Here is a 14,551-nt window from a genome sequence, read left to right on the forward strand (position 1 = left end):
TTTGCCCCCGCAAGCGGCCCCGCCCCGTCCCGTCGCTTTAAGTGATCTTGTAAGCGCGTAAAGTGAGGGTGCTCGGTAGGATGCTCCACGAAACCCGGTGGTGCAACTCTCGCCGCCACTTCGGTGTCCGCGTGTACACGGTTCACCCGATCGGGCGATGCCCCTGGCCCTCACATGGAGGAAGCGGGTTCTGCTCGTCCGTCGGCGTGGCCTCGACTAGTCAGGGGTGACGGGCCGATGGCGACCTTGTTGCAGGAAACCCACGCACCGACGTGGCGGCGAAGCTCCTACAGCAGCGTGCAGGGGAACTGCGTCGAGGTGGCGAATCGGTGTCCGCGCGAGGTGGCGGTCCGCGATTCCAAGCAACGTGCCTGCGCGGTCCTGCGATTCGCCGATCGGGAGTGGACGCACCTGTTGGTTGCCCTTGTCGGGGCCCGGAGTTGACGGTCAGTCAGCATCATCGGCGGTGAGCACCGGCGGCTCGCTGCGGCGGAAGACGTGGGCCAGACCCGGTTCGACGATCGACCCGGGTACCTCGCCGTCGAACCAGCGGTCCACATGCGCCCAGTGGTACGGATTCAACAGATACTCGCCGGTCAGCCCCTCGACCGTGGCGTATTCCTGCTCCCATACATGCGTCCACGGCGACGCCGGCCCGGCCCGTTCGGCCACCCGGGACAGCGCCCACGAACGAATCGTCGCGATGTGCTCCGGCATCCCCAGCAGGTCCGACTCGAACTCCGCGAGCACGTCGGCGGATGTGCCGGTACGCACGGTCAACAGCAGCGTGCGCTTGATCCGGGGACCGTCCAGCGGCACGAAGGCGGCCCGCACCGGGCGCAACGCGACCGCCTCGGCCCCGGTGGGCAGTTCGGGGGCCGCGTCGGCGTCGAGATCCCAGGAGAAGCCGTGCCCGCCGACGCTGCCCGGCAGATCCGGTCCGGCCGAGCGCACCGCGCCGAGTCCGGGCTCGGGCATGGTCGGGGCGAGTACCACCCAACGTGTCATGCGTGCGCTCCGGTGCGGTGTGCGGCGCGGTCCGCCTCGGCGGGGACCGCAGCGGTGGGAGGCGTCCCGGTCGTTCCGGCCGCGGTCGGGTCCGCCGCCCCGGGGTCCGGGCCGTCCCCGGAGGGGGGCATCGCCGGTTGCAACGCCCGACGTTGCCGGTGCAACGCGTAGCCGTCGGTGGCCGCCCAGAACGCCGCGACGTCCGGATCGGCCGCGGCGGCACCGCGCATCGCGTAGAAGGCCCGGATCCCGGGCAACACCCACAGGATGTGCACGGTGGTCGCCTCGCGGCCCGCCGGCGAGCGCCAGACCCGTTCCAGTCGCATCCCGCGCCGCTGCGCGCCGGGCAGGTAACGATCATGGAACTGACGCAGCCACCACGCCACCTGATCGTTCGTCAGGGTGACTTGGTCGAGGATGTCGACCGTCTCGACGGCGGAGTCGGCGGCCGGGTCGATGCTGCTCACAACTTTTCCAGCACTCGTTCGCGGTACTGCGCGATCCGCTCGCGCAACGTGTCCAGCCCACCCGGCCCGGCCAGTTCGGCCGGGTTGGGCGCGAACACCAGGCGGCTCGCGCCCGCCTCGGTGAACCGGCGCACCCAGTTCGGGTCGTGCTGGCGCTCCCGGTCGCACGAGCCGGGCCACGCGGTGATCTCGACCGCGTGCTCGGCCCGACCGGCCGAGAGCGTCGACGCGCGCAACAATTGGGTGCGGGCCTCGAAGTCTTCGGCGGTGATCGTGTACGGGAACCAACCGTCGCCGATCCGCCCCGCCCGGCGCACGGCGGGCTCGCTGTTGCCGCCCAGGATCACCGGTACCGCGCCACGCTCGGGCTGCGGCAGGCAGTGCACCCGCTCGAAGTCGGTGAACCGACCGCGGAAGGTGGCCGGCGCGTCGGCCCACAACGCGCGCATCGCGCCGACGCACTCCTCCAGGCGGGCGCCGCGCTCGCCGAAGGTCGCGCCGACCGCGGCGTACTCCTCCTTCTGCCAGCCGATGCCCAGACCCAACATCAATCGGCCGGCGGAGTGTCGGTCGATGGTGGCGACCCGCTTGGCCAGCACCACCGGGCTGTGCAGCGGGGCGACCACCATCGCGGTGCCGAATCGCAACGTGCGCGACGCGCCCGCCAGGAAGGCGATGGTCTCCAGCGGGTCGGGCATCGGCACGACGCCGGCGGCGCTGGGGGTGCGCCCGGAATCCGAGTACGGGTACAGGGGTTCGTAGTCCTCGGCGACCACGACGTGTTCGACGGTCCAGACGGATTCGACGCCGCACTCCTCCAGCGTCCCGGCGAAGTCGCGCAGGAAGCCGCCCGAGGTGATCAGACCGTCCGCGAAGGGCGCCATCACGCCCAGCTTGATCGTCATTCTGACGCCCTTTCAGATCCCGTGTCCGCACCCTGCCGCGACGGGCGTGCGAGCGCAAGACCCGACCGACGGTGTCGTTGGACACGCGGCCGAAGGGCGCTTGACCTCGGTGTTCGGTCCCTGCATGCCGCGTGCGCCCGCCATCGGGGCGCGGGCGCACGCGGTTCGGGTGGGCAGCGGCAGGGGCGGAGACCGGTGGGGCGGCCCGGCTACCCGCCCTGGGCGAGCTCGACGAGTTCGTCGTGGCGATACAGCGGGCGCAGACCGTCGGCGAAGCGCACCATGTACCACTGGTACGGGGACAACGGCGGCCGATGCGCGTCCGCGAACACCTCGCACACCTCGCCGATGTGGCCGGTACTCAGACCCACCTGGACCTGCACCCGGGTGCCGATCTCGAATCCCTGCCAGCGGGTGGCCCCGCCGCGAACATGCTCCTGGGTCCTCGTCGTCGCGTCGCCCATGACGGGCACCGCCCTTCTGCCGATGGGTAGTTGACTCAACCTTCGAGAACAGGTCCCTTACCCGATATCGGGCCGCGCGAGCACGCTCTTGAGACAAGGACTCCGTTCGCGCGCGGACTTCACCCGGAAGGAGCGCCCGAGTGGCGCGGCCGAGCCGGCAGGCTTTCGGTGTGGACGTCCTGTGGTGGATCACCGCCGTTTCCGGTCTCGTGTGGCTCTATCTGACGCTGTGCCACGGCTGGTTCTGGCGCACCGACGTGCGCCTCGCGGCCTCGGCCGGGCCGGTGGCCGACACCGTGTCGGTGGCGGTGATCGTGCCCGCCCGGGACGAGGCCGAGGTGCTCGGCGAGAGCCTGCCCACGCTGCTCGCGCAGGACTTTCCCGGCCGGGCCGCGGTGCTCCTGGTCGACGACGGCAGCACCGACGGGACCGGCGAGCTGGCCCGGCGGCTGGGTACGGCCGGCCGGGTGCCCCTGAGCGTGACCTCGCCGGGTGATCCACCCGCGGGCTGGACCGGCAAGTTGTGGGCGCTGCGGCACGGCGTCGCATCGGTCGGCGAGGTGGACTGGATCCTGTTCACCGACGCGGACATCGCGCACGCGCCCGATTCGCTCGCCCGCCTGGTCGGCGAGGCCGAGCGGGACCGGCTCGACCTGCTGTCGGTGATGGCCCGGCTGCGCACCCACACCCGGTGGGAGAAGTTGATCGTGCCCGCCTTCGTGTACTTCTTCGGCAAACTCTTCCCGTTCCGCCGGGTCAACCGGCCGGGCTCACGGGTCGCGGCCGCCGCCGGCGGTTGTGTGCTGGTGCGGCGCACCGCGCTGGAGCGGGCCGGCGGCGTGGCGGCGATCCGGGACGCGGTGATCGACGACGTGTCGCTGGGTACCGCGGTCAAGCGCGCCGGCGGCCGGATCCGACTCGTGCTCGCGGACCCCGAGCAGCACGTGGACAGTGTGCGGCCCTATCCGGCACTGGCCGATCTGTGGAACATGGTCGCGCGCAGCGCGTTCGCCCAGTTGCGGCACTCCTGGTTGTTGCTCGCGGGCACCGTGCCGGGCCTGGCCCTGGTCTATCTGGCGGCACCCGTCGCGTTGTTCGCCGGGATCGTCGGCGCGAACGGCCCGCTCGCGCTGCTCGGGCTCGCGGTGTGGGCGCTGATGACCGCGACCTATCTGCCCATGGTGCGTTATTACCGACAACCCGCCGCGGCGGCGGTGTTGCTGCCGTTCGCGGCCCTGCTGTACCTGGGCATGACGGTGCATTCGGCGCTGCGGCACGCTCGGGGGCGCGGGGCGGCGTGGAAGGGTCGCACGTACCCGGCGCCGGCCGAATAGGCTCCGTTCGTGCCCAGCCCAGACTCCACCGCCCGTCCCTATCGCGACGGCGTCCCCGAACACGGCCGCGTCCCCAAGTCGTACACGGTGAAGATGAGCCTGCTCCAACTCATGGACGAGTTGGGGGAGGACGCGTTGTTGCCCTCCGAACGCGAGCTCGCCGCGACCTACGGGGTCGCCCGCAGCACCCTGCGATCGGCGATCGGCGAGTTGGTGATGGAGGGCAGACTGCGCTCCGCCCGCGGTCGGGGCACCTACGTCGCGCCGCCCAAGCTGATGCAGCCGGTCAGCCTCGGCAGCTACACCGAGGCGGTGCGCTCGATGGGACTGACCCCCGGGCGTCGCGTGGTCACCCTGGAACACCACGTCGCGCAGCCCGACCTCGCCGACCGGCTGCGGCTGCGGACCGGCGACCTGACCGTGCACCTGGAGCGGGTGCTGCTCGCCGACGACGAACCGATCGGCCTGGAGAGCACATATCTGCCGCTGGACCGCTTTCCCACCCTGCTGGACGTGCTGCGCCCGGAGGGCTCGCTCTACCAGTGCCTGCAAAAGGATCTGGGCGTGGTGTTCGCGGAGATAGAGGAGACGGTGGAGACCGTGCTGGCGGCGCCGCGCGAGGCACTGCTCCTGGAGACCAACCCGGCGCTGCCGATGTTGCTGGTGATGCGCACGTCCTACGACCCGGAGGGGGTGCCCATCGAGCGGGTCCGGGCGCTGTTCCGGGGGGACCGGATGGGATTCGCCACGCGCCTGCGGGCGTAGGCCCGGCCCGCTTCGATAACGGAAAGGTAACAGGTTCGGACCTTAACGGACTGTTCACCCGGGCGACATACCGCCTCCGCATGCTCGGCATCGACCACTCCCAAGCTGGTCGCATTCGCCCCCGAGTACATGGAGGAAGCCGGTGCGAGTCATCGTCGTCGGAGGTGGCGTGCTGGGCACCATGCACGCCTGGCAGGCCATCGATCGAGGTCACGAGGTTGTGCACATCGAGCGCGAGCGCGAGGCGCGCGGTGCTTCGGTACGCAACTTCGGCCTGGTGTGGATCGGCGGCCGGGCCGGTGGCGACGAACTGGACACCGCGCTCCGGGCCCGCGAACTGTGGGAACGCATCGGCGCCGACGTGCCCGGCACCGGCTTTCGGCCCAACGGTTCGCTCACCGTGTGCCGAGGCGCCGAGGAGGTCGCGGTGGCCGAGGCGGCCCTCGCCCTGCCCGACGCCACCGAGCGCGGCCTGAAGCTGCTCACCCCGGGCGAGGCCCGGGCGCACAACCCGGCGCTGCGCGGCACCTTCGACGCGGCGCTGTGGTGCGAGCGGGACGGCGCGGTCGAATCCCGGGTCGCGCTGCCCGCACTGCGTACGCACCTCGCGGCGAGCGGTCGCTACACCTGGCTGCCCGGCCGCGAGGTGCGCGACCTGCTGCCGAGCGGCACCGGCGTGCGCGACGACCACGGACACGTGCACGAGGGCGACCTGGTGCTGCTGTGCACCGGCGCCTGGCTGACCGGCCTGGTGCGCGAGCTGGCCCCCGAGCTGCCGGTGCGCCGGGTGCGGCTGCAGATGATGCAGACCGACCCGCTCGACGAGCCACTGACCACCTCGGTCGCCGACGGGGACAGCTTCCGCTACTACCCGGCCTACGCCGGCACCGCGCTGGAGGCACTGAGGAGCGCCCGTCCGCAGGCGCCGGTGCCCACCGAACACCGCATGCAGCTCCTGATGGTCCAGCGCCTGGACGGCGGCCTGACCATCGGTGACACCCACGAATACGACGAGCCGTTCACCTTCGACGTGGACTCCGCGCCCTACGAGCACCTGGCCCAGGTCGCCGAAGCGCTGCTCGGTCGCCCGCTGCCGGCCGTTCGCCGCCGCTGGGCCGGGGTGTACGCGCAGACCACCGACACCACCCGCGTCGTGCACCGCGAGCAGGTCGCCCCGGCGACCTGGCTGGTGACCGGCCCCGGCGGACGCGGGATGACCTGCTCGCCCGCCATTGCCGAACAGACCGCGCGGCTCGCCGGTCTCTAGGCCCTCCCGCTTCCCCCGCCCGTCGCCGAAAGCCCAACCGGAGCACTACTCATGACGCACTATCAACTCGCCGTCCTGGACATGGCCGGCACCACCGTCGCCGACGACGGCCTCGTCGTCGAGGCGTTCACCCGGGCGATCGGCGCGGCCGGAGTCGAGGCCGGCTCCGCCGACTTCGAGGACAAGCTCGGCTACGTCCACGCCACCATGGGCGAGAGCAAGATCACCGTCTTCCGGGCCCTGCTCGACGGCGACGAGGAACGCGCGCAGGCCGCCAACCTCGCGTTCGAGAGCGCCTATGCCGACCTGGTGGCCCAGGGCCGCTGCGCGCCGATCGACGGCGCCGAGGAGGCCATCCGCGCACTGCGTGCGGCGGGCGTCGAGGTCGCCCTCACCACCGGCTTCGGCAGGCCCACCCAGGACGCGATCCTGAGCGCGCTCGGCTGGACCGACCTGGCCGACCTGACCCTGTGCCCGGCCGACGCCGGGCGCGGCCGGCCGTACCCGGACCTGGTGCTCACCGCGGTGCTGCGGCTGGGCGTCGAGGACCTGCGCGCGGTCGCCGTGGTCGGCGACACCGCGTTCGACGTGCTCACCGGCCTGCGCTCCGGCGCCCGTATCGCCGCCGGTGTGCTCACCGGCGCCCACGACCGCACCGCGCTCGAAGCGGCCGGTGCCACCCACGTACTCGGCTCCATCCGTGAACTTCCCGCCCTGCTCCAGGGCTGATTCGTCTTTTCGAAAGGGCGATTTCCCATGCGACGCATTCTCGGCCTCACCGCCGCCGCCACCGTGGTCGTGCTCAGCGCGAGCGCCTGCGGCGGGACCGGCGGGAGCGGTTCGGACGACACCAGGCCCGCCGCGAACGCCGCCCCCGGCAGCGCCCCGGCCAAGGGCTCGGGCAGCGTGACCGTCTACTCCGTGGACGGGCTCGCCGACTGGTACACCAAGCGCTTCGCGGACTTCGAGAAGAAGACCGGGATCAAGGTCAACCTGGTCGAGTCCGGCTCCGGCGAGGTGGTCACCCGGATGGAGAAGGAGAAGGGCAACCCGCAGGCCGACGTGGCGATCACGCTGCCGCCGTTCATCCAGCGCGCGGCCCAGGCGAACCTGCTCACCGCGTACGCGCCGGCCGGCGCCGACCAGGTGCCCGCGACCTCCAAGGACGCGCAGGGCCGCTACGTGGCCGTGGTCAACAACTACGCGTCCTGGATCTACAACCCCGACCAGGCCAAGCCCGCGCCGACCAAGTTCCAGGAACTGACCGACGGCCGGTTCAAGTCCAAGCTCCAGTACTCGACGCCGGGCCAGGCCGGGGACGGCACCGCCGTGCTGATCCAGCTCCAGCACCTGTACGGCAAGCAGGGCGCGCTCGACTACCTCAAGCGGCTCGAATCGAACAACGTCGGCCCGTCCTCCTCCACCGGCAAGCTCCAGCCCAAGGTCGGCAAGGGCGAACTCACCGTGGCCAACGGCGACCTCCAGATGAACCTGGCGTCCATCCACAACGACAAGTCCAACTTCAAGGTCTGGTTCCCGGCCGACGACGCGGGCAAGGCGTCGACGTTCGCGTTGCCCTACTTCATGGGTCTGTCCTCGGGCGCCCCGCACGCCGACGCCGGTCGCAAGCTGATGGACTACCTGCTCTCCCCGGAGGCGCAGACCTCGGTCTCCGCCGAGGCGCTCGGCCTGCCCGCCCGCGAGGACGTCAAGCCGACCGACGCCAACGCCGCCGAGATCACCAAGGCCCTGGAGGGCGTCGAGATCTGGGCGCCGGAGTGGGACACGGTCCTCAAGGACCTGGACGCCGACCTGACCGCGTACAACAAGGCCGTCGGTCGCTGACCCGACCGAGGTCCACCCACACCCCGAGATGACCGCGGACAGGGAGGGAACCCGCATGACCGCACCAGCCATCGAGCGCACCGAGGCGATCACCGTGAGCGCAGCGCCGACCCCGCCGGCGATCGGCATCCAGGATCTGACGGTCCGATACGGATCCGTCGTGGCCCTGGAAGGGCTGAGCCTGGAGGTCGCCCGAGGCGAGACGGTCGCCCTGCTGGGCCCGTCCGGCTCGGGCAAGTCCACGGCGCTCAAGGCGGTCGCGGGATTCCTCCGACCCGCCGGTGGGCGGATCACCCTGGCCGGCCGCGACGTGACGTACGAACCGCCGAACAAGCGCGGAATCGGCGTCGTCGTGCAGAACTACGCGCTGTTCCCGCACATGCGGGTCGCGGACAACGTCGCGTTCGGCCTCAAGGCCCGCCGGATACCGCGCGCCGAGGTGGCCCGCCGGGTCACCGAGGCGTTGGACATGGTGGGCATGGCGAGCTACGCCCGGCGCCACCCCCGCGAGTTGTCCGGCGGGCAGCAGCAACGGGTGGCGATCGCCCGGGCGTTGGCCATCCGGCCGCCCGTACTGCTGCTCGACGAACCGCTGTCCGCGCTGGACGCGACGCTGCGCGCCGACCTGCTCGGCGAGTTGCAGCGGCTGCGCGCCGACCTGCCGGACGTGGCGATCATGTACGTGACGCACGACCAGACCGAGGCGCTCGCGCTCGCGGATCGCATCGCGGTGATGCGGGACGCGCGGTTGGTCGACCTGGACGCCACGGATCGGCTGTATCGACGCCCGCCCAGCGAGTTCACCGCGTCTTTCCTGGGTGCGGCCAACCTGTTCGGCGCGCGGCTGCTCGCGGCGTGCACGGCCGGGGACGACGCGGTCGAGGTCGCGGTGGGCGGGCTGACCGTGACCGCCGATCCCACCCGCGCGTTCGCCGAGGGCGAGCGGGCGTTGTTGGTGGCCCGCCCGCACACCCTGGGGGTGACCGCGGTCGACCACCCGAACACGTTGCCCGCGACGCTCACCGCGACCCAGTGGCGCGGCGCCGACTACCGGCTGACCTGTGTGCTGGACGGCGCGGCGGGTCCGGCGGACGAGTCGGACGAGTCCGGGCGGTCGGAGCAGTCGGGTCGCGCCGGTCGGGAGATCCGGATCGATGTGACCGACCTGGCCGACGTCCCGGCGCTGGGCGAGCGACTCGGCGTGGCGCTGCCCGCCGAACCGTGCGTCCTGGTCCCGGCGGGAGCGGCCGGATGAGCGCGACCCTGACCGAGCCGACGAGCGCGGCCGAGTCGATTTTGGCCCCGGCGCGCGCGAGCAAGGCCCGCGGCGGGGCGTCCCGGGCGTTGTGGGTGCTCCCGCCGCTCGTGCTCGCCGCCGGATTCTTCCTCTATCCGCTCGCCCTCGTGGTCAAGCAGTCCTTCGTCGACAAGAACGAGCGGGTCGGCCTGGACGTATGGCGCGACGTGCTGAACTCGCCCTCGTTCGGCGACGCGCTGTGGAACACGGTCAAGATCGCCGTACTGTCCACGCTCGGCTGCCTGGTGGTCGGCTTCTTCCTGGCCCTGGTGTTGTCCTTCGTCCCGTTTCCCGGTGCCCGTGCGGTCGGTCGGATCGTGGACACCGTGCTCGCCTTCCCGTCCTTCCTGATCGCGCTGGCCTTCACCTTCCTGTACGGCACGGCGGGCGTGGTCAACGCGGCGGCGGACAAGCTCGGCCTGGGCGAGCCGCTGGTCGGCTTCCTGTACTCGCCGTGGTGCGTGGTGCTGGCCGAGATCACCTTCTACACGCCGTTCGTGATGCGCCCGCTGCTCGCCGCGTTCGCGTTGGTCCCCCGGGACCGGCTCGACGTGGCGGCCTCGCTCGGCGCGGGGCCGCTGCGGGTGATCGGTCGGGTGCTGTTGCCCGAGGCGTGGCCCGCCCTCGCGGCCGGCGGCAGCCTGACCCTGCTGCTCACCCTCAACGAGTTCGGCATCGTGCTGTTCATCGGCGCCAAGGACGTCACCACGCTGCCGATGCTCGTGCACGCCAAGGGCGCGGTCACCTTCGACTACCCGGGCGCGTGTGTGGTCGCGGTGGTCGAGGTCGCGCTGTCGCTCACGCTCTACGCGGTCTACCGATTCGTCTTCTCCCGGACAGGAGCCGGCCGTGCTGGTCTGGTCGCGTAGCGGACGTGCCCTCGTCTGGGCGCTCTTCGCACTCGTTTTCGCCCCTCTCGTGCTCGCTCCGCTGGCGATCCTGGGCATCGCCGCGTTCGCCGGCGACTGGAACAGCGTGCTGCCCGCGTCCTGGACGAGCGAGAACATCCGCGAGGCCACGGCGGGCACCAACCACGACAGCCTCGTGGTCAGCATCGAGACCGCGCTGGGCGCGTCGCTGATCGCGATCGTGGTCGGCACCTGGGCGGCGATCGCCGCCCGGACCGCGCCGCGTTGGCTTCGCCGGCTCACCGACGCGGTCTTCCACCTGCCGGTCGCGGTGCCGTCGGTGGTGGTCGGGCTCGGCATGCTGGTGGCCTTCAGCGACGGCCCGATCCTGCTCAACGGCACCAAGTGGATCGTGATCGCGGCCCACGCGGTGCTGGTGGTGACGTTCGCCTACTCGACGGTGTCGGCCGGACTCGACCGGACCGACGCGGCCTTCGCGGACGTGGCCGCCTCGCTCGGTGCGAGCGCCGCCCGGGTGCTGCTGCGGGTACGGCTGCCGATGTTGCTGCCGTCGATCACGGCGGCGGCGAGCCTGGCGATCGCCCTGTCGATGGGCGAGGTCGGCGCGACGATCATGGTCTACCCGGCCGAGTGGCGGACGCTGCCGGTTTCGGTCTTCACCCTGACCGACCGGGGCAAGGTGCTGCTCGGGTCCGCGGTCACGGTGGTGCTGCTGGTCGCGACGCTGGTCGTGCTGACGATCGTCGGCCTGCTCAAGGGCCGGGTGGAGGAGCGCAAGCGGCGGCGGTAGCGGTGCGTCGACTCGCCGTGTGGTGCGTCGGTGCGCGTCGGTTCAGTTCCGGCCGAAGGTCCGGGCGGGCGGGGCCGGCGACGCGACCGCCGTGGCGTCGTGCACCACGGCCGCCCCGCCGGGGAAGTCGGCCAACGCGGAGCCGTGCTCGACCCGACCCGGGAACGGGTCGGCGGCCGTGCGCCGCGCCAGCGCGGCGACCGGCAGCTCGCCGTGCGAGGCGACCACCAGCACATTGCCGAACCGCCGTCCGCGCAACACCGCGGGGTCGGCGATCAGCAGCAGATTCGGGAACACCGAGCGCACCGTCGCCACCTGCGACCGGACGAAGTCGAGCCGGCCCCCGTCGGCCAGATTCACCGCGTACACCCCACCGGGAGCAAGCGTCCGGGCCACCTCGCCGACGAACTCGGCCGACGTCAGATGCGCGGGCACGCGGGAATCGGCGAACACGTCGACCACGGCGAGATCGAACGCCGCGTCCGGCGCCTTGCCCGCGATCTCGCGGGCATCGCCGGCGCGTACCCGGATCTGCCAGTTCTTGTCCCACGGCAGTTCCCGCCGGACGAACTCCACCAACTCCGCGTCCAACTCGGCCACCTGCTGTCGCGACCGAGGCCGGGTGGCCGCCACATAGCGGGCCAGGGTGAGCCCACCGCCACCGAGGTGGAAGGCCCGCAGCGGCTTGCCGGCGTCGGCGATCAGGTCGACCAGGTGGCCGAGCCGACGCACGTACTCGAACTCCAACCAGGTCGGGTCGCCCAGATCCACATGCGACTGCGGCGACCCGTGCAGGCGCAGCGTCCATGCCCCGGCCCGATCCGGATCGGGCTCCAACTCGACACTGCCGGAACCCACCTCGGCGCGGACCGGCTCGGGCGCGCGCCCGCGTCGACGCTGCTTGTCTGCCATCCGACCAGTATCGAGCCGGTCGACGCGCGACGCGGACCGCCCCGATCCGGCCGGATCGAGACGGTCCGCGCACTCCCGGCAAGGATCAGCGGCCGGTCTTGACGAAGCGCTCCAGCTTGTCGTCCGCGCCGCCGCGCAGGGTGCGGTCGCCGGTCGCCGCGGAGACGGTGATGTTCCCCTTGTTCAGCTCGGTCCAGTCGGCGTGCCGCTTGGTCTCCGGACGGCAGAAGGTGCCGGGCTCCGCGCAGTCGCCCTGACCGATCGCGAAGGTGTCACCGTCGGGGGCGGCCGAATACGCGATCGCGACCACGGTCTCGGTGCCGATCTCGGTCCACACCGGCCGACCCGGCTGCTTCCCGGGCACCACGTTGGGGTGGTTGATGTTGATGACGTACTCGTCCGACAGCGCCTTGCGGTCCTTGAGCTGCGCCACGTACGAGGGCAGGAAGTCGGCGAACGCCCGGTAGGTGGCCGGAGTCACCTTGAACGTCTCCATGTCGAAGCCGCCGCTGAGTGCGATGGCCGGCTTGCCGTTCTCGATCGCGGCGATCGCGGCGCCCAGGGTGCCCGAGTCGTTGGTGACCGAGGCGACGTTGGGCCCGGAGTTGATGCCGGTGAGCACCAGGTCGGGACCGTTGCGCCAGCCGATCTTGGCGGCGAGTCCGCCGCGCAGGGCGAGCCGCACGGTGTCCACGGGGGTCGCGCTCGGGGTCGTCGGGCCGCACGGGGCATTGCCCTTGCAGACGCCGAAGACGGCTCCCTTGCTCGGGGCCTGGGCACAGTCGCCCTCGAAGCCGGTCGGCAGCGCGGTGCGCTTGGACATGGTGAGCGCGCCGCTGCCGGTGGCCGCGGTACCGAAGCCGCTCATGTACTGCCACGGCGCCATCACCACGACATCCGCCCCGGCGGCACACAGCGCCCGCCGTACCTCGTAGACGCCCCGCCCGTCGGCGCCGTCGGGCTTGGCGTTCTGCATCGAGTCGTCGTTGCTCAGCAGGATGCGCATCCCGGCGACGGACGGTCGGTGGTTGCCGTGACCGGGCGCCGCGTCGGCACTCCCGGTCAGGGCCAGGAGCAGGGCGCCCGCGCCGAGGGCGGCGGGCAGGGCGACGAAGCGCTTTCGCTGAAGCTTCATGTTTCCTCGACTCGACTTCGTGGCGAATACGGAGGAATCGACCGTCGCGTGTCCACGACGTCGACACTCGCGGCCGATTCAGGTGCGAGTGAACGTAGAAGCTAAACCTAGTGAGTAAAAGGTTTGAGACCTAAGCGTTACCAATGAGCCTGAGTCGGGGACTCTCCGTAGGCGGCAGAGCACGCCACGAGCAACTCTCGGCGGCGAAGAAACACTGGGAGCGTCCGACGACATCGCCGGCGTCGACGGGTTCGTACGCCCCGGGCCCGTCGACCGGATCGAAGTCCAGATAGAAGAGGTCGCCGTACGTCTCATCGGTGAAACGCGACAGCACCGGGTCGAAATAGAGCATTCCGGAGAAACCCTTGCCGTGTTCGACCCGGTAGTCGCGAAGCCCCGTAAGGGTGAACTCGACCGGAATCCACGGCCAGCCGTGTTCCCGGTCCCGGGCATCGACCAGCACCCGCGCGGTCGCCCCGCCCGGGCTGAACGGGTCGTCGATCTGTACTCGGGTGACACACCCGTTCCCGAAATCGAACAAGCCCAGGAGATCGCCCAGGCTGTCCGGGGTGAGCAGGGACATGGGGCCCTCCGGTCGGCGGCGGTGCAGTTCGGTACTCCACACCAATCATTACGACTGATGCGCCGCCACCGTACGGAAGTATCGAGCCGACTGCGCTCGTGATCAGACTCGGCCGACCAGCCGCGAGATCAGCGCACCGGCGGCCAGGTAGACCACCGCGGCCAGCCCCTGGTTCACCGCGACCCGTGCCTTGACGTTGTCGGGGGTGAAGAGATCCCTCGCCCACCGGGTCAGCCAATCCGCCCAGTCGGCGATGGTCTCCACCGCGCCGTTGGCGGGATTGGCTTCGAAGACGAACAGAATGATGTGCAGCAGGATGACGACTGCGATCCCTGCGGCGACGACGCTGACGACCGTCGCGATCGGATTCACTCGCCGTGCGGTAGAGGTCACCATGCCGGGAGTCTGCTCGGACTCGAACACCCGAAACGGAGCCCGTGGGCGCCGGTTTGCAGTCGGCCCCCGGCCCCGGTAGGGTCCTCCAAGTTGCCCGACAGGGAGACCTGAGACAGATGCGAGCCTAGGCGCCCGCGCTGGCTGGTCCCGGGGTGGCCATTCCGATCACTTGAACCGGGTGTGGTGCGCATGCGCATCACACACGTCGTCCTGTGCTCGGGAGTCCCTGCGGATTGCCGGAACGCAAATTACTGCCGATTAGACGGTGGGAAATGCGATCCGCTAATGTTCGGGGCGTCGCAGAAAGCAGCGGGAAGAACAAATTTCCGAAGCCGAAGCGGTGAGCGAAGCGGGTCGAAAGACCTGGTAAGCTCGAAGAGCCGGAAGCCGAGGAAACGAAAGTTTCGAAGGCGGAAAGCAACGGACGAAAAGCGGGTCGCAGGATCTGCTAGAGTCCGGAAGGCGGAAAGCGCGGAAACGCGGTGGAAGCCGAAAGCGAGGAAAGCGAAGCCGC

At 70.9% G+C, this 14,551-nt stretch carries 17 protein-coding genes; 9 read left to right on the forward strand and 8 right to left on the reverse strand.

What is annotated here, in order from left to right:
* Positions 1–237 precede the first annotated feature (237 nt).
* Positions 238–444 carry a DUF397 domain-containing protein gene (locus ACH4U8_RS34390; protein ID WP_379989836.1) on the forward strand — a complete coding sequence of 69 codons (207 nt, stop codon included), beginning with the start codon at positions 238–240 and terminating at the stop codon, positions 442–444.
* Positions 445–447: 3 nt separating this feature from the next.
* Here the strand turns inward: ACH4U8_RS34390 and ACH4U8_RS34395 are convergent, their stop codons facing one another.
* The 4 genes from ACH4U8_RS34395 to ACH4U8_RS34410 form a co-directional block, all read right to left on the reverse strand.
* Positions 448–1,008: a Dabb family protein gene (locus ACH4U8_RS34395; protein ID WP_379989837.1), complete on the reverse strand. Its 561-nt coding sequence runs from the start codon at positions 1,006–1,008 to the stop codon at positions 448–450.
* Complete coding sequence (locus ACH4U8_RS34400; protein ID WP_395782358.1) at positions 1,005–1,475, reverse strand: NIPSNAP family protein; 471 nt, start codon at positions 1,473–1,475, stop codon at positions 1,005–1,007. The genes ACH4U8_RS34395 and ACH4U8_RS34400 overlap by 4 nt, the downstream gene beginning before the upstream one ends.
* Entirely contained in the window at positions 1,472–2,380 is a 909-nt protein-coding gene (locus ACH4U8_RS34405) for an LLM class F420-dependent oxidoreductase (protein ID WP_395782359.1), read from the reverse strand. Before ACH4U8_RS34405 ends, ACH4U8_RS34400 begins: the two co-directional genes overlap by 4 nt.
* 209 nt (positions 2,381–2,589) lie before the next feature.
* On the reverse strand, positions 2,590–2,844 hold the full coding sequence (locus ACH4U8_RS34410; protein WP_360311086.1) for a hypothetical protein: 255 nt from the start codon (positions 2,842–2,844) through the stop codon (positions 2,590–2,592).
* Positions 2,845–3,014: 170 nt separating this feature from the next.
* Here ACH4U8_RS34410 and ACH4U8_RS34415 point away from each other — a divergent pair, with 170 nt between their 5' ends.
* The 8 genes from ACH4U8_RS34415 (at position 3,015) to ACH4U8_RS34450 (ending at position 11,011) form a co-directional block, all read left to right on the forward strand.
* Positions 3,015–4,178: a glycosyltransferase gene (locus ACH4U8_RS34415; RefSeq protein WP_360311337.1), complete on the forward strand. Its 1,164-nt coding sequence runs from the start codon at positions 3,015–3,017 to the stop codon at positions 4,176–4,178.
* Between the two features lie 87 nt (positions 4,179–4,265).
* Positions 4,266–4,943 carry a GntR family transcriptional regulator gene (locus ACH4U8_RS34420; protein ID WP_379989843.1) on the forward strand — a complete coding sequence of 226 codons (678 nt, stop codon included), beginning with the start codon at positions 4,266–4,268 and terminating at the stop codon, positions 4,941–4,943.
* 142 nt (positions 4,944–5,085) lie between these two features.
* Positions 5,086–6,210 carry a TIGR03364 family FAD-dependent oxidoreductase gene (locus ACH4U8_RS34425; RefSeq protein WP_379989839.1) on the forward strand — a complete coding sequence of 375 codons (1,125 nt, stop codon included), beginning with the start codon at positions 5,086–5,088 and terminating at the stop codon, positions 6,208–6,210.
* 51 nt (positions 6,211–6,261) lie between these two features.
* Positions 6,262–6,939, forward strand: a complete 678-nt coding sequence (locus ACH4U8_RS34430; protein ID WP_395782360.1) for a phosphonatase-like hydrolase — start codon at positions 6,262–6,264, stop codon at positions 6,937–6,939.
* Positions 6,940–6,966: 27 nt separating this feature from the next.
* Entirely contained in the window at positions 6,967–8,055 is a 1,089-nt protein-coding gene (locus ACH4U8_RS34435) for a 2-aminoethylphosphonate ABC transporter substrate-binding protein (RefSeq protein ID WP_395782361.1), read from the forward strand.
* Positions 8,056–8,110: 55 nt separating this feature from the next.
* Positions 8,111–9,310, forward strand: a complete 1,200-nt coding sequence (locus ACH4U8_RS34440) for an ABC transporter ATP-binding protein (protein ID WP_360311078.1) — start codon at positions 8,111–8,113, stop codon at positions 9,308–9,310.
* Positions 9,307–10,221 carry a 2-aminoethylphosphonate ABC transporter permease subunit gene (locus tag ACH4U8_RS34445; RefSeq protein WP_395782362.1) on the forward strand — a complete coding sequence of 305 codons (915 nt, stop codon included), beginning with the start codon at positions 9,307–9,309 and terminating at the stop codon, positions 10,219–10,221. The genes ACH4U8_RS34440 and ACH4U8_RS34445 overlap by 4 nt, the downstream gene beginning before the upstream one ends.
* Positions 10,202–11,011 carry an ABC transporter permease subunit gene (locus tag ACH4U8_RS34450; RefSeq protein ID WP_360311074.1) on the forward strand — a complete coding sequence of 270 codons (810 nt, stop codon included), beginning with the start codon at positions 10,202–10,204 and terminating at the stop codon, positions 11,009–11,011. Before ACH4U8_RS34445 ends, ACH4U8_RS34450 begins: the two co-directional genes overlap by 20 nt.
* A gap of 42 nt (positions 11,012–11,053) precedes the next feature.
* Here the strand turns inward: ACH4U8_RS34450 and ACH4U8_RS34455 are convergent, their stop codons facing one another.
* From ACH4U8_RS34455 to ACH4U8_RS34470, 4 genes are all read right to left on the reverse strand, one after another.
* Positions 11,054–11,923, reverse strand: coding sequence for a spermidine synthase (locus ACH4U8_RS34455; protein ID WP_379989841.1), 870 nt, complete (start codon positions 11,921–11,923; stop codon positions 11,054–11,056).
* 85 nt (positions 11,924–12,008) lie between these two features.
* Positions 12,009–13,058, reverse strand: coding sequence for a 5'/3'-nucleotidase SurE (locus ACH4U8_RS34460; protein WP_395782363.1), 1,050 nt, complete (start codon positions 13,056–13,058; stop codon positions 12,009–12,011).
* Between the two features lie 130 nt (positions 13,059–13,188).
* Complete coding sequence (locus tag ACH4U8_RS34465; RefSeq protein WP_360311068.1) at positions 13,189–13,641, reverse strand: hypothetical protein; 453 nt, start codon at positions 13,639–13,641, stop codon at positions 13,189–13,191.
* Positions 13,642–13,743: 102 nt separating this feature from the next.
* Positions 13,744–14,013 carry a hypothetical protein gene (locus tag ACH4U8_RS34470; RefSeq protein WP_395782364.1) on the reverse strand — a complete coding sequence of 90 codons (270 nt, stop codon included), beginning with the start codon at positions 14,011–14,013 and terminating at the stop codon, positions 13,744–13,746.
* Between the last annotated feature and the right edge of the window lie 538 nt (positions 14,014–14,551).

The sequence above is a fragment of the Embleya sp. NPDC020886 genome (genome assembly GCF_044333915.1).
GTDB lineage: Bacteria > Actinomycetota > Actinomycetes > Streptomycetales > Streptomycetaceae > Embleya.